Raw genomic sequence first — 16,108 nt, 5'->3', positions numbered from 1 at the left:
CTCATGCAGAACGAATCCACATCGTCGCTGGCCGGGGAGTCTCTGATCGGTCGGGAGTACGAGGTCGAGGTCGGCCCCGTGGCACACGGCGGTCACTGCATCGCGCGCACCGCCGAGGGCCAGGTCCTCTTCGTACGGCACACCCTCCCCGGTGAGAAGGTCGTGGCCCGGGTCACCGACGGCGAGAGCGACTCACGCTTCCTGCGCGCCGACGCCGTCCAGGTGATCGAGGCGTCCAAGGACCGGGTCGAGGCCCCCTGCCCCTACGCGGGCCCCGGCAAGTGCGGCGGCTGCGACTGGCAGCACGCCAAGCCCGGCGCCCAGCGCCGCCTCAAGGGCGAAGTGATCGCCGAGCAGCTGCAGCGCCTCGCGGGCCTCACCCCCGAGGAGGCCGGCTGGGACGGCACCGTCATGCCGGCCGAGGGCGACAAGCTACCGCCGGGCGAGGTGCCCGCGTGGCGCACCCGCGTCCAGTACACGATCGACGCGGACGGCCGGGCCGGGCTGCGCAAGCACCGCTCGCACGACGTCCAGCCGATCGACCACTGCATGATCGCCGCCCCCGGGGTCTCCGAGCTGGGCATCGAGAAGCGCGACTGGCCGCAGATCGCCTCGGTCGAGGCCATCTCCGCCACCGGCTCGCACGACCGCCAGGTCATCCTGACCCCGCAGGAGGGCGGCAGGCTGCCGCTCGTCGAGCTCGACAAGCCGGTCTCGGTGCTCCGCGTCGAGGAGAAGGACGGCGGCGTCCACCGCGTCCACGGCCGCGCCTTCGTCCGCGAGCGCGCGGACGACCGTACGTACCGCGTCGGCTCGGGCGGCTTCTGGCAGGTCCACCCGCAGGCGGCCAACACCCTGGTCCGCGCGGTCATGCAGGGCCTGCTGCCCCGCAAGAACGACACCGCCCTGGACCTGTACTGCGGTGTCGGCCTCTTCGCCGGCGCGATCGGCCAGCGCATCGGCGAGAAGGGCGCGGTGCTCGGCATCGAGTCCGGCAAGCGCGCCGTCGAGGACGCCCGCCACAACCTCCAGGACCTCGACCGCGTCCGCATCGAGCACGGCAAGGTCGACCAGGTCCTCCCGCGCACGGGCATCACCGAGTGCGACCTCATCGTCCTCGACCCGCCCCGCGCCGGTGCCGGCAAGCAGGTCGTCAAGCACCTGTCGGGGCTGGGCGCACGCAAGATCGCCTACGTGGCCTGCGACCCGGCGGCGCTGGCCCGGGACCTGGCGTACTTCAAGGACGGCGGCTACAAGGTCCGCACGCTGCGGGCGTTCGACCTGTTCCCGATGACTGCGCACGTTGAGTGCGTGGCGATTCTGGAGCCGGTAGTAAAGGGCGCCTGACCTGCTGTTTTGCTGTTTGGATGGGTTGCTCGACCTGTTTCGCTCTGCGCAACGGGTCGAGCAGGCGACATGACCCTTCTAAGCCACCTGACCTGCGAATTCATGAGGGATGGGATTGCAGCGGTGACGTCCTCAGACTCTCTTCCGGAAATTCTTGACGCTCGGATGGCGCTCGCAGCGAAAGGCTAAAGTTGCCGCACCTCTTCGGCTATTGCTGTGCTGACGGATGATCCGCACGAGGAGGAATCCGCGCGCACGGTATGGGACTCCTGGTGTCAGCAGTCGCATGGCCCGGGCCCGGAGCAAAGTCGTGTCTAGTGCCGGACGGGCCCGGACCCGGAGCCCAGTCATGTCCCGCGTCGCACGAGATGACTGTGGCGCTGCTGAACTCCGTTGGTGATGTACTGGTCAGCTGCCAAGCTCGTGTGGGTCTGGCTTTCCGCTTCCTGACGTCGGAAGTCGTGAGGTCCGACTGGAATTGCAGCCGAGCATTCATCACCACTGGCTGGCACAGAACTTCCCGCCCCGCCAGCCGTTGGCTCGGTATCCACGACATCAGCGCTGTCCCGGCCGACGCGTCCAACCTCCGCAAGCTGGCTGACAGGTAGATGGCTGCACTGGGCTTCCACTCGCGCCGTCCCGCTGCCGCCCCTCAACTACAGCAGGCGACTTGGCCCGCTGGTTGCGGACCCTGCGGAAGATGGAGGCTCGGGTGAGAGTGAGCACCAACCGCGCCCGCTCCACCCGGCGCTCGATCCCTCCGCCACGCGACGCGGACCCATGCGCGCGTGCCGCCACCACCGGGCTCGTGGCCTCGGGCATGTTCGCTTTGCCAATGGGCGGGCAAGAACCTGCAAGGCGTGGACTTTCGGCGACGCTCGGCAGTCACAGAACTTTGCCCGACCGCGTGGTGGCTTGCGCCTTGCCACGAGTCGAGTCTGGCGCTGCCGAGGGAGCGGCAGGGCCAGAATCTCAAGCTCCCCGCAACCTCTTGGGGTGCTCGACTGCTGCACGGTCGTGAAGGTCTCGTGTGGCCTCTTCACGGAGGGGCTGTCGAATGCTGAACATGCTTCAACCTGCAGGGCAACGCCCTCCGTTGGCCCGCTAAGGACTCTTGCAAACGTGACTTCAATCACGGGATGGTCGTCCGGTTTGGCGTGTGACGCCAGCATTTTCCCTCTGGATATTCACCTGTCCACTACATAAAGTCCCCATCAGGTCCCGCTCTCAGTGGATCTTCATCTCCTTGGAGCCGGGGTGGGTTTTGTGTGGAGTCATGTGTCTCGCCGACGTCGGGCGATGGCGTCAACTGCGCTGCTCAGCATGGTTGTCGTGATGCTGCCAGCTTCGACGGCTGCTTCCACCGGTGATGCCCCTGCGGCATGGGCAACCGCATCCGAACCTGATACTGGAGAGGCAGGCGTAGCGGCCGCGAGAGCCGCCGCGAAACGAACCGGCCAGCCGGTTGAGGTCCTGTCGCTGCGAGCCGAGAGCAGCGATGTCTTCGCCACCAGTGACGGAAATCTGGAAGCGCGCGAGTACCTACGTCCCGTGCGAGCCCGCGTGGATGGCGAGTGGAAGCCTGTGGACACCGACCTGGCGCAAGCCGTGGGCGGTGGAGTCGCACCCGAGGTCACTACGGTCGGCCTAACGTTTTCCGGCGGTGGCGACATGCCTCTGGTGAAGATGACGAAAGCAGGCCGCGAGCTTGCTCTCTCGTGGCCGGGAGAACTGCCGGCACCTGAGCTGAACGGTGCGACTGCCACCTACCGCGACGTGCTCCCGGACGTGGACTTGCGGATGCAGGCGCAGGAAGACGGTTTCACTCAACTCCTGGTGGTCAAGACCGCGGCTGCGGCAGAGAACGAGGCGCTGTCGATGCTGCGTCTGAAGCTTGCCGCTGAGGGAATGGACGTCAATGAGACGCAGGACGGAGGTCTCGAGGCGGTCGACAAGGGTGCGCAGGGGGCAGTCTTCGAAGCCCCGAAGCCGATGATGTGGGATTCCAGTACGGGACCTGCCGCAGCAATGACCAAGGACGCCGAAGACGTGCCTGAACGCGAAGCGCGAGCCGCTGACGCTGAGGCAGCATCGTCGACGGAGCCGACGGCGGGGGAGTCGGGAGCGCTCGCACCGGTAGAGGTGGACGTGCCGGCCGGCCGCGACGAACTGGTACTGACGCCGGACGCCGAACTGCTGCGGGGCCCGGACACCACATACCCCGTGTTCATCGATCCGCAGTGGTACTCACCCAGAGCATCGTCATGGACGATGGCATCCAAATACTGGGCATCGTCGCCGCAGTGGAAGTTCAACGGTGAGTCCACGTCAGGCATGGGCTACTGCAACTGGTCCTACTGTGCTCCGAACGACACCAAGCGGATCTTCTACCAGATACCGACGTCGAAGTTCGCGGGCAAGTCGATCCTCTCGGCGGAGTTCGTCGTCCGGAACACCTGGTCCGCCTCGTGCTCGGATCGGAGCGTCGAGCTGTGGAGGACGAAGGGCATCTCGTCGTCGACCACCTGGAACTCGCAGAACGCTTCGGGTTTCTGGATCGAGAAACTGACATCCTCGTCCTTCGCGTACGGCTACGACGGTTGCGCTGCCAAGGACGCAGAGTTCAACGTGCGCACCGCGGTGCAGAAGGCGGCCAACGACAAGGCGTCCTCGCTCACGTTCGGGTTGCAGGCTGCCAGCGAGACCGACGGCTACGCCTGGAAGCGCTTCTCCGACAAGGCATTCCTCCGGGTCAAGTACAACCTTGCGCCGACACAGGTCAAGATGTCCCAGCTCACCATGGAATACGGGGGCACCTGCAAGCGACCGGAGAGCGCCCCGCGTGTACGCACCCTCGGCAAGGTGTACGCGAACAACATCACAGACCCGGACGGCGACAACGTCGCCGTGCAGTTCCAGGCGATGTGGGACACAGGCGATGGACAGGGAGCGATCGCCAGATGGAAGCCCGCACTGACGTCCTACAAGGCGTCGGGTTCGAGCTTCGTGGTCAGCCTGCCCACATCGATCCCGCAGAACAAGACGGTGAACTGGTACGTACGCAGCTATGACGGGGCGCAGTACTCACCGTGGTCGTCGGCAGGCGATCCGACGGGCTGTTACTTCGTTTACGACACCACCGTTCCCAAGGCACCCGCCATCACCTCGGGCGACTACCCGGCATCAGACCCGGAGAACCCGGATGATCCTTGGTTCGACGGCGTAGGACGTTACGGTTCGTTCCAGATCAAGGCAGCAGACAGCGACGTCACCAAGTACTGGTACGGAATCAACGGCGATCCCTCGTCGAAGAACGTCATCACCACCGCAGCCGGAGCGGCGCAGGCCGTGAAGGTACTGCCGTCGAAAGCCGGACTGAGCTTCATCACCGCGCAGGCATTTGATGCCGCCGGCAACGGCTCGGAAGTGCGGACCTACCAGTTCAGAGTGAAGGCAGGTCAGCCAGAGAGAGCGAACTGGAAGTTCGACGATGCTGCTGACGCGACCTCCGCTTCTGGAGGCTCTGGGGCGAGGACGGCAAAGCTCTATGGAGGAGCTACCCCCGGTGCCTCAGGCACAATCGGGACAGCAGTTCACTTCGACGGCACGAGCGGCTATGCAGCGACGGACATACCTACGGTCAACACAGCCAACGGCTTCAGCGTCTCGGCATGGGTGAACCTGGACAAGATGCCCACGGACGCTGCAGTAGTGGCTGCACAGCCCGGCAACTATTCCCCGGGGTTCGAGCTGTACTACTCGAAGGGGTATGACCGCTGGGTCTTCAACCAGTACACCTCCGATACGGCAGGTGCCTCCATCGTCCGGGCTATGGCCCCCGTTGCCGGCGGAGTGACAGCCGGGCGATGGACCCACCTGGTCGGCGTCTACTCAGGTGGTGCGAAGGAGCTGCGGCTCTACGTGGACGGGTCTCTGGCCGGCAGCACCCCGTACACCACGGCCTGGGACGCGCGCCGCGGGCTCCAGATCGGGGCAGCAAACCTGCTCGGCACCCCGACCAACTACTTCCCCGGCAGCATCGACGACGTCCGGATCTTCGACAAGCCGGTCTCCGACGCGGAGGTCACCAACCTTCATCAGAAGAAGCCGATCGGCGGTGGGCGCACCGCCCGCGCGATCTTCCCGCTGGACGAAGCCGCCGGAGCCACCGAAGTGACCGGGCATGCAGACACCCAGAACCTGACACTGGCGGGTAACGCCAAGCTGGGCGCTGCTGGAGTGAGCGGCCGGGCGCTGCAACTGGACGGCGATGGAGACTACGCGCGCACGGCAGCCCCTCACGTGGACACAGAACGCCCCTTCACAGTCTCGGCCTGGGCGAAGCTGGACCGACTCCCCAACACGGGCGCCACGGTCGTCGCGCAGCTCGGGGTGAACAGGCCGGGCCTCGAGCTGGCCTACTCCAAGACCAGCAATCAGTGGGGATTCTTCCAATACTCCGCGGACGTGGTGGGCGCAACCCAGATCAGAGTTGTGCAGCCCCAGGGAACAACTGCACGCGTGGGCGAGTGGGCGCACCTCGTCGGTGTGCATGATCCAACTGCCGGCGCCCTGACCCTCTATGTGAATGGCGAGAAGGCGGGGACGGTCGCTCAGACCAATTCGTGGTATGCGGGCAAGCAGGTCCAGGTCGGCGCTCTGACCATCGACGGCGGCAACATGATCCAGCACTTCCCCGGGCAGATCGACGACATCCGGTTCCTGGACCGGGTGGTCGCTGCCGAAGAAGTGCAGCAGTTGTTCCGGCAGAGCCCGATTCTCAAGGGCCGTTGGAACTTTGAGGAGACGGGCACGGGAACTCCGGTCACCTCTCCGGACTCCACTGTCGAGAACCGCCCCATGAACCTGCACGGGGGCGCCCAGCTCGGAGCCGGCACGGTCGACTTCAACGGTTTGCAACTGGACGGCGTCGACTCCTACGCGGCAACCCCGACCATGCCCGTCGACACGGGAGCCAGTTTCACCGTCACGGCCTGGGCCCAGGCAGCGGCTCTGTCCGATCACAGCATGTCCGTGGTGAGCGCCGAAGGCACCACTCGCAGCGCGTTCGATGTGCGCTTCCAGCCCGAATCCGGGGATGCCGTTGGTCCGGGGAGATGGGAGCTCAGCCTTCCAAGTAGTGACAGCTCCACAGCACCGGTCAAGGCAGCGGCAAGCACTGAGTTCTACGACGTCCGCGACTGGAATCATCTCGCGGTGGTATACGACGGCTTCGCCAAGGAAGCCCGGCTGTACGTTAACGGGGTCCTCCAAGAAGTGGCCTGTGGTGATGCGGACGGGGATGGCAGCGCTGACGACGGAGCCTGCCAGGACCTCATCGCGTGGGCGGACAACGTGCTGACCTTCAAGGCGTCCAAATCCATCCAGGTCGGGCATGCCTCGGGGGATGCCACGGGCGAGTACTTCGCCGGTTCGATCGACGATGTATGGGCTTTCCAAGGCGCACTGAACGACATCCAAGTCGGCCTACTGGCTGGATCCCTGTTCGACGTCCCTACAGAGGTTCCTAACGGCAGCTGACCCCTGCACAGTCAGCGGGCCAGGCACGTCAGCAGTGCCCGAAACCTTGAAGCTTCAGTCCCGCGCCGCAGCCCGACAGGCACCCGGCGCCCGGCAGTGATGGACACCTTTCACATGGAACTCTCGAAAGCGTTCACCCCCAAGAACAGGGCATTCCGTCGAGCATCGCTAACAGTCTCCGCAGTCTTGGTAGCCACGCTGCTGCAGACGGCCGCAGCGCAGCCAGCGTCGACCACGTCTACTGCGGTAAGCAATCTGCCTGGGCTTCCAGCGGCAGAGAAGCCCGTAGCGAGAGGCCGCGGGGTCACGGTCAAGCCGCGCGTAAAGAACAAGGGGCCCAGAGTGCCGGCGGGTGCCCCGCGGGCCGGGCAACCTGACCCTGCAGAGGTCACGCTGACCCTGCCGCCGTCAGGTGCCAAGGGCGCCGAGCGCTTCACCTCTGCCAAGGGGCAGCCTATTGCTGTCGGCCGGGCTCAGGGCAAGGCTGATGCGAGCGTGACGACGGGACGCGCTCCCCGCACGGTGAAGTCGGAGGTGCTTGAGGGTAAGAAGGCTGAGCGAGCCGGGATCGATGGCCTGCTGTTCACCCTCAGGGCCGGCGAGCCGGCCCAGGCCACAAGCGCGTCAGCCGAGAGCACGAAGCAGCCGGTCGCTGTGGCGGTCGACTACGCACAATTCAGTGAGCTCTTCGGTGGTGCCTACGCGTCACGTATAAGCCTTGTCCAGCTGCCCGTGTGCGTACTCACCACGCCAGAAGTGAAGGCGTGCCGGTCCGGAGAGCCTGTTGCCGCTGTCAACGACACAGAACGCAAGACGCTGACCACGGAGTCAGTAAGCTTGCAGGTCGGAGCCCCCACGGTCCTGGCCGCGACTGCCGCGGCCGGCGGTGACAAAGGGGACTACAAGGCGACTCCGCTTTCTCCGTCCTCCACGTGGAACACCGCACTCAACACCGGCGACTTCACATGGTCCTACGACATGGAGGTCCCCGAGGTACCGGGGGCGCTGAAGCCGAGCGTCGGGCTTTCCTACTCATCCGGCGCGATAGACGGTCGAACCGGTGGGACGAACAACCAAGGTTCATGGGTGGGCGATGGGTTCGACCTATGGCCCGGCTTCATCGAGCGCAGCTACAAGCCTTGCGCCGATGACGGGGTCAAGAACGCGGACGGCAACAAGCCCGGCGACATGTGTTGGGCTTACGACAACGCGACCATCTCCTTCAACGGCTCCGGCGGTGAACTGGTCCCCGCGGGCAACGATGAGTTCAGGCTGAAGCGCGATGACGGTACTCGGATCAAACGTCTGGAGTCGGCTGACCGAGGCAACGGCGACAACGACGGCGAGTACTGGCGCCTCACCTCGCCAGACGGAACGCGCTACTACTTTGGCTACAACCGTCTGCCGGGCTGGAGCACAGGCAAGAGCACGACCGACTCCGCCTGGACGCTTCCCGTCTACGGAAACGACTCCGGCGAGGAATGCCACGCGGCGACGTTCGCCGACTCGTGGTGCCAGCAGGCATGGAGGTGGAACCTCGACTACGTCGTCGACACGTACGGCAACGCGATCAGCTACCACTACACCAAGGAGACCAATTCCTACGGCCGCAACCTGAAGTCCGAGGACGACACCCCGTACACACGTGGTGGATACCTCACGCGTATCGACTACGGACAGCGGACCCCCGACCTGTATGCGGCCAAACCCTTGGCACAGGTCGTTTTCGACAACTCAGAGCGCTGCATACCAGTGACCGGTGTCACCTGCGCCGCCGATACGATCGACACCAAAGCCTTCTACTGGTACGACACCCCGTGGGACCTGAACTGCAAGGCCGAGACCACCTGTGACAACGGCCGGCTGTCACCGTCCTTCTGGACCCGCAAGCGACTGACCGACGTCACCACACAGGTTCTCAAGACCGACGGCACCTACGGCAAAGTCGACTCCTGGAAGCTCGGCCACCGATGGGGTATGGCCGACACGGACTACCAGCTCCTCCTCGACAGTGTCCAGCACACGGGTCAGTCAGCGACCCCGACCATCACCCTGCCGAAAACCACTTTCTCCTACACCCAGCTCGCCAACCGGCTGGACAAGACAGGGGACGGATTCGCCCCGTTCATCAAGGACCGACTCTCCTCGGTGGACGACGAGTCCGGTGGCCAAATCAGTGTGAACTACACGGCTGCCGCCTGCGACTGGAACGCGCTGCCTACTCCAGCGACGAACACCACCCGATGCTTCCCCCAGTACCTCGGTGGCAGCGACACCGACCCCGCAGAACAACACTGGTTCAACAAGTACGTCACCAACTCCGTCACAAGCACCGACCGCACCGGTGGAGCGCCCGACCAGGTCACCACATATCAGTACCTCGGCAACGCGGCCTGGCACTTCGACGACGATGACGGCTTGACAAAGGAGAAGGAAAAGACCTGGTCCCAGTGGCGCGGCTACGGCCAAGTCAGGGTTCAGACCGGCGGACAGGGCGGCGCCGCCGCCATGAAGTCCCAGGAAGACCACTACTTCCTACGCGGCATGGACGGTGACCGGGCCACCACGACCGGCGGCACCAAGAGCGTCTCGGTCAGCGTCGGCACGGATGAGGGAGAGCCGATAACCGACCATGAGTCGGCGAACGGCTTCCCGTACAAAACAGTCACCTTCGATAAGCCGGGTGGCAAGGTACTGGAAAAGACGGTGGACAGGCCCTGGCACCACCAAACTGCCGAGAAGAAACGCAGTTGGGGCACCGTCACGGCCAATCTCACAGGGACCGCGAGTGCAAAGACCTGGACCTCCCTCGACGGCGGGGCCGGCTCCCAGTGGCGCATAACCTCCACGGCCAACACCTACGAAACAGTGGCTGGGCGGGTCACCGAGGTCGATGACCGCAGTGACAACTCAACCGCAGCCGACAACCAGTGCACACGCACCACGTATGCCACGAACAGCACCGACAACATCCTGTCGCTGCCGTCCCGGGTCGAGACCGTAGCCAAGGCATGCGACGTTGCACCCGACCGGGCCAAGGACGTCATCTCTGATGTGCGCACCGCCTATGACGGCGGCGCGTACGGAGCCGAGCCCACCAAGGGTGACGCCACCGCTACAGCCACGCTGAAACAGCACGACGGGACCAAGGCCACCTACCTGGAGGGCGGTGCTACGTACGACTCCTACGGCCGTCAGCTGAACATGACTGACCTGACCGCGAACGTCACAGCGACCGGTGACGCGGCCCCAGTTCGAACCGTGCGCAACGACGGACGGACCACCGTCACCACTTACACCCCGGCCACCGGGTTTGCCCAGCAGACCAAGGTGACCACACCACCAGCTGTCTCGGGAAACAGCGGAACCTCCCAGACCACCACCTCGGAACACGACCCCTTGCGCGGCCAACCGCTACGGGTTTCGGACACCAACGACAAGGTGACCGAGTTCGCCTACGACGCACTCGGCCGCTCGGCAAAAGTCTGGCTCGCCAATCGGTACACCTCGCAAACGCCGAACTACGCGTTCACCTACACCATCACCGACGGCAAACCGGTCGCCGTCGCGACCAGCACCCTGAACAACACCGGCGGCCAGATCACCGCCTACACCCTCTACGACGGCTTCCTGCGCGAACGCCAGACCCAAGCTCCGGGCCCGGACGGCGGCAGCCTCCTTGCAGACACCTTCTACGACGAGCGCGGACTGACCGCCAAAAATTTCAGCACCTACTACATCACGCAGGCCCCGTCGACCGAACTGTTCGCTCCCGCTGACGCGCTGAGCGTGGAAACACAGACCCGAAACCTCTACGACGGCCTCGGCCGCATCACCGAGTCCCGGCAGATAGCGGGCAACGGCGACGGCGGCCAAGTCCTCGGCAGCACCCGCACCATCTACAACGGCGACCGCACCACTGTCATCCCCCCTGTTGGCGGCACCGCCACCACCACACTCACCGACGCCCGGGACCAGACCACCGAGCTGCGCCAGCACCACGAACGCACCCCCGACGCTGAATACGACACCACCCGCTACGCCCACACGCCGAGCGGCAAGCTCGAAAAGGTCACCGATCCGGCCGGCAACTCCTGGACATACACATACGACCAACTCGGCCGCCAGGTACGCACCACCGACCCAGACAAGGGCATCACCGACAGCTCCTATGACGACCGAGGGCAACTCCTCTCCACGACGGCCGCCTCGACCACGGCTGCCCGCAGTACCCTCCACCACACCTACGACAACCTCGGACGAGAGACCGAGCTGCGCAAGGATTCGGCGACCGGCGCAAAGCTCGTCGACTGGACCTACGACACGATCAGCGGAGCCAAGGGTCAGCTGGCCTCCACCACCCGCTATGTGAACGGCAGCGCATATACCAGCTCCGTAAGCGTCTACGACCCGATCTACCGGGCCACCCGCACAGCGATCACGATCCCCGCGGCGGAAGGAGCGCTGGCGGGCACCTATCAGACGGCCTCGGTCTACAAGCCCAGCGGCTTGCTGCAGAGTGTCAACTACTCCAAGGCAGGCTCTCTGCCGGGCGAGGTCATCACCTACAGCTACGACGACGTCCTGCGCCCTACCGGAGTCACAGGACAGGGCTATAGTGCTGCGACCAGCTACAGCCTCACCGGCAAGCCGCTGCAAGTGAAGATGACCAACGGTGGCACCGGTAAGCAGACTCAGGTCACCAACACCTATGAGTGGGGCACTCAGCGTCTGGCCACCAGCCGCGTCGACCGGCAAGACATCGCAGGTGTGGACAAGCACGCCACCTACCGCTACGACGAAGCGGGAAACGTCCTGTCCGTCGCGGACGTCTCCCGTTCGGGCACCGACACCCAGTGCTTCACCTACGACCACCTGCATCGGGTGACTCAGGAATGGACAGAGCCAGCCCTCACCTGCACGAGCGCACCCGCGGCGGGGAAGGTCGGTGGCCCGGCGCCCTACTGGAACTCCTACACATATGACAAGGTCGGCAACCGCCTCAGCGAGACCGCGCACGACCTGACGGGCGACCAGGCCAATGACACCGAGCACACTTACGCCTACCCCCCGGCTGGTGGGGCGAAGCCACACGCCCTGACCTCGGTGACCAGCGTCGGTCCGACGGTCACCTCGCGCGACAGCTACGCCTACGACGAGGTAGGCAACACGACCAGCCGCACAGTCGCTGGCACTACGCAGACGCTGAGCTGGGACTCCGAGGGCCACCTGGCCACGGTCACCGAGCCTGTGGAAGGCGCCGCTGACAAGACCACCGCGTATCTGTACGACGTCGGCGGAAGCCGCTTGATTAGCCGCACGGACAGCGAGACCACGCTCTACCTCGGCCACACCGAGACCGTCCTGCCCAAGGGCTCGACGGTACCGAAGGCCACTCGGTTCATCGACCTGGGCAACGGCCAGCAGGCCGTCCGTAACGATAACGGCAGCATCGCCTTCACGATCGGTGACCATCACGGCACCGGCCAACTCGCAGTCGACGCCTCAAGCCTCGCCCTCACCCAGCGCCGCACCGACCCCTTCGGCAGGGCCCGCGGCGATGTCCCGACGAGCTGGCCCAGCACCAAGGGCTTCGTTGGCGGCACCACCGACACCAGCACGGGACTGACCCACCTCGGTGCCCGCGAGTACGACCCGAGCATCGGCCGATTCATCAGCGTCGACCCGATCATGGACCTCGCCGACCCGCAACAGATCAACGGCTATACCTACGCCAACAACGCTCCGGCCACCCTTTCCGACCCCACTGGCCTGCGTCCGGACGGAATCTGTGGCGGTAACAGCAGCACGTGCGTGCCAAGCAACTCGGTATCAAAAACTACTGTCACCTACAACGAATCCTGGACCAAGAAAAAGAGCGGCTGGTACTGGAAGAAGTACGACGAAAACAAGGCCGGAAAGCGCTACTACACCCGTGGGTGTCTCGGCTGCAAGAACTGGATCGACAGGACCCGGGTCATACCTTGGACCGAAGTCGTCGAAGCTGTGGGAATCTTCGTCCCCGTTCTTGGGCCGGCCGCTGATGCCGTCCTAGGAATCAACGATCTCATTCAGGGGAACTACCAAGCGGCAAGCGAGAGAGCAGCAAGTGCCGTTCCTCTAGTAGGTGAGGCGCGGCTAGCGAAAAGCCTGCTCAAGAAGACTAGATGTGAGCCCAACAGCTTCGTGCCCGGCACGAAGGTGTTGATGGCTGACGGCAGCACCAAGCCGATCGAGGAAGTCAAGAACGGCGACAAGGTCCTGGCAACCGACCCCAAGTCCGGCAAAAGAAAAATCGAGACCGTCACTGCCGAGATAAAGGGCGAAGGAACCAAGCGCCTGGTTGAGGTCACCATCGATATCGATGGTGACCAGGGCTCCAGCACGGCAAGCGTCACCGCCACTTACAACCACCCGTTCTGGGTCCCGGATAACGGTGAGTGGATCGACGCCACCGATCTTGAATCCGGCCAGTGGCTCAAGACCAGCGCCGGCACCCGGGTCCAGGTCACTGCCATCAGTCGCTGGACGGCCCAGCAGTCCACCGTCTACAACCTGACCGTCAGCGACCTGCACACGTACTATGTTGTGGCCGGGGCCGCATCGGTCCTGGTCCACAATTGTGGCGGGTACGGAGAGCTCGACGAACATGGGCGAGCCACCGGTATCAGCGTCACGCTTACCCGGGACAATATTGGTGGCACGACCAATCCCAGCGTCGATCCAGCCGGCTGGGTCAGCGGAATGGGATACAACCGCTCCCACCTCTGGGGTGCGCAGCTCGGTGGCTCGAACCGTGACCCCCGGAACTTCGTAACGCTGCATCAGTACGCCAACCATCCAGGGATGCGACGTCTGGAGAATCGAGTGCGGAGGGCCGTCGAGAGGGATGGGCAGACTGTGCAGTACACCGTCACGCCGATCTATGCACAACATACGGGTGCCGGCCCGGCCAATCCGTATCCGCTCGGTGTGACCATCCGCGCCAACGGATCAGGGGGACTTGACATCTTCCAGACAGTTCTGAACAGGCCAAGGCGATGAACGCGCATATCCAAAGGTTGATCCGACTGGTGGCTCCCCCGCAAGGCGCCGCACGTCCCCGAGAGTGGGGTGATGTTGCCCGAGAGCTGGGAATCCGGCTGCCAGCGGACTATCGAGAACTGATCGATACCTACGGCGGGGGGTGCTTCGACAATTACTTGTGGCTTCTGGAGCCTGATTGCCCAAAGCGTCCCTACGACCTCCTCTCCTCCGTCGAAGAGCGTAACGAAGGTTTCGAAATGCTTTGGGAGGAGGGTGAGGAGAAGCCAGCGCAATTGTTGGAGGCGCCCGAAAGCAGGCTCATCCCTTGGGCCTCCACGGACAACGGAGAGTTCATCTACTGGCTAGCGTCGACAGGGACTCACCCTGATGGATGGACAGTGATGGTGAACGAGGCCAGGGGTGCCTGGTGGGAGCATTTCGAGGTGGGCTGTGCGGAATTCCTGGTATCGCTCCTGGCAGGGGAAATCAGGTCGGAGATCCTCTCCACTTCCTTCCCATTGCCGGATCACGAGTTCAGGTCCTTCGCGAGCTTCTGACGGTCGGAAATGGGCCGTCCTACTACTTCACGAGAAGCCCCGCCCTTGTAGGCGTTTTCTAGGGATCGTCGCAACACGTGATCGGTTGTGTCAAGCGGCCAGTAGTTTATGCAGGCGCTCGGCTGGAGTTTTCCAGCCGAGCGTTTTGCGTGGGTGGTCGTTGAGCTTCGTGCGTACCGATCCGTTTCACCCTCTGCCGCGACGTACGTCCCGTGCGAGCCCGTGTGGAGGGTTTGGAGTGGTTCTACCAGTTTGCCAGGTGGAAAATTCCGCTCAGGTACGGGTTGTTGTCGGCTGGCGGGCACAGCTCCTGATGGCGACCGGCCAGATGGTGCAGGGCTTGGCGTGTGACCCGGCGCCCGGTGTCGGTGGGGACGGCCCCGCTGGAGGAACTGGCATTCTCGGCCCGTTCATGGTTGTCAGCCGTGACGCTCGTTTGACGCTCCAGGCAGTCACACGCAGGACGGCGGGCTGAGAAATGGTCTCTGCCCTGGGCATTTCCATCACGTGCTCAGGCCGACATCTTTCCGATGACGCATCACGTGGAGTGCGTCGCCATCCTTGAACCCATCGCAAAGGCCTCCTGACCTGCGGTTTGTGTGTGCATCAGGTGCGGGGTGGGCGCTGCGGGCGGTCTCTCGACGCCGACGTGACGCTCGTCCCGATGGGCCGCCTGATGCTTCGCGCCGCCGGTCGGACGGTCTGTTGGCTACGGGGCGAGTGCCACCGAACTTCTGCCGGGACCACAATGAAGTGTGTGGGCATCGCTGCCACGGAGGTGCTGGAGAGCACGGCCGTCGGAGACTCCGCGGCGGTGCCGCGGTGCCCGATTCCGCTCCGGGGCCAGGGGCGGATGAGTGAGCGCCTACGAAGGGACCGACATGAGTGTCGGAGAGAAGGCCAGAGCCAAGGCCGAGCAGGTTGTCGGGAAGGCCGTCAGGAAGGCGGCCCACGCGGTGGGCAACGAGACCACCGCAGCCAAGGGAGCCGCACTGGAGGCTCGGGGCAAGGCCCGGGACGTCAAGGAGAGGTCGAAGGACAGCTTCAGGCGCTGACCACGCCACGTCGTGGGCGGAGGCGGTGCGAGGATCGAGCGGGTTCGTGCGCCGGGCGGTGCGCAGCCGGGCTTGTCGCTGCAGTGGCTTGCCCCCAGCGCACATCGCGTCACACCGGCCGGCTCCTGCGGACGATCCCAGCGGGGTGAGCGGCGGACTGCTCGGCTCGATCGCGGGTTCGAAATTTCGGACTCCGTTCGGAAAATCTGGTTGCCACGAACACTGGAGAAGCGGTCGGCCTTGCCGACACCGTCCGGCAATCCGGCCCGTCCCGGAGCCGTAGGGCTGTCCCTCTGTACATCGCGGCCGTTCGATTGGTTTGACCTGCGGGTTTCACCCGTGGGGTCCCACGAATGTTTCGGAACCACCTGCGAATCATGCGAGAAGCATTGACGCCGCTCGCCGGTTCCCTATGATTCAGCTTGCTCGACACTTCGACCCTTGTTCGGCATCCCGAACATATCGGGTCTCTCCACTCGTACAGCAGAGCACCTACGGGTCACGCCCGCCGGAACGCCGAACCGCAAGGAGTGCGCCGCGTATGCGTATGTCATGGCCACCTCAATTCCTTATGTCGACAGT

5 protein-coding genes are annotated in these 16,108 nt (G+C 64.5%); all 5 read left to right on the top strand.

Going from position 1 to position 16,108, the window contains the following annotated elements; translation table 11 throughout:
* The first annotated feature begins 3 nt into the window (after positions 1-3).
* The 5 genes from ACFQ6X_RS10540 to ACFQ6X_RS10520 all read left to right on the top strand — a co-directional run bounded on the left by ACFQ6X_RS10540 (position 4) and on the right by ACFQ6X_RS10520 (position 15,526).
* On the top strand, positions 4-1,347 hold the full coding sequence (locus ACFQ6X_RS10540; RefSeq protein WP_383179015.1) for a class I SAM-dependent RNA methyltransferase: 1,344 nt from the start codon (positions 4-6) through the stop codon (positions 1,345-1,347).
* A 1,323-nt stretch (positions 1,348-2,670) separates the two neighbouring features.
* A complete protein-coding gene (locus ACFQ6X_RS10535) occupies positions 2,671-6,888 on the top strand; it encodes a LamG-like jellyroll fold domain-containing protein (RefSeq protein WP_383179012.1) in 4,218 nt (1,405 codons plus the stop codon).
* A 342-nt stretch (positions 6,889-7,230) separates the two neighbouring features.
* Entirely contained in the window at positions 7,231-13,932 is a 6,702-nt protein-coding gene (locus ACFQ6X_RS10530; protein ID WP_383179009.1) for a polymorphic toxin-type HINT domain-containing protein, read from the top strand.
* Positions 13,929-14,471, top strand: a complete 543-nt coding sequence (locus ACFQ6X_RS10525) for an SMI1/KNR4 family protein (RefSeq protein WP_383179006.1) — start codon at positions 13,929-13,931, stop codon at positions 14,469-14,471. Before ACFQ6X_RS10530 ends, ACFQ6X_RS10525 begins: the two co-directional genes overlap by 4 nt.
* 881 nt (positions 14,472-15,352) lie before the next feature.
* On the top strand, positions 15,353-15,526 hold the full coding sequence (locus ACFQ6X_RS10520) for a hypothetical protein (RefSeq protein ID WP_383179003.1): 174 nt from the start codon (positions 15,353-15,355) through the stop codon (positions 15,524-15,526).
* Positions 15,527-16,108 lie beyond the last annotated feature (582 nt).

The sequence above is a fragment of the Streptomyces sp. NPDC056452 genome, from assembly GCF_042796085.1.
GTDB lineage: Bacteria > Actinomycetota > Actinomycetes > Streptomycetales > Streptomycetaceae > Streptomyces.
The sequence above is the reverse complement of the archived record's forward strand: the minus strand, read 5'-3'. Positions and strand labels throughout refer to the sequence as shown.

Bases quoted from the DNA above. Each gene is read 5' to 3' on its own strand.
- ACFQ6X_RS10540 (WP_383179015.1), top strand. From the start codon at position 4: ATGCAGAACGAATCCACATCGTCGCTGGCCGGGGAGTCTCTGATCGGT.
- ACFQ6X_RS10535 (WP_383179012.1), top strand. From the start codon at position 2,671: ATGGTTGTCGTGATGCTGCCAGCTTCGACGGCTGCTTCCACCGGTGAT.
- ACFQ6X_RS10525 (WP_383179006.1), top strand. From the start codon at position 13,929: ATGAACGCGCATATCCAAAGGTTGATCCGACTGGTGGCTCCCCCGCAA.
- ACFQ6X_RS10520 (WP_383179003.1), top strand. From the start codon at position 15,353: ATGAGTGTCGGAGAGAAGGCCAGAGCCAAGGCCGAGCAGGTTGTCGGG.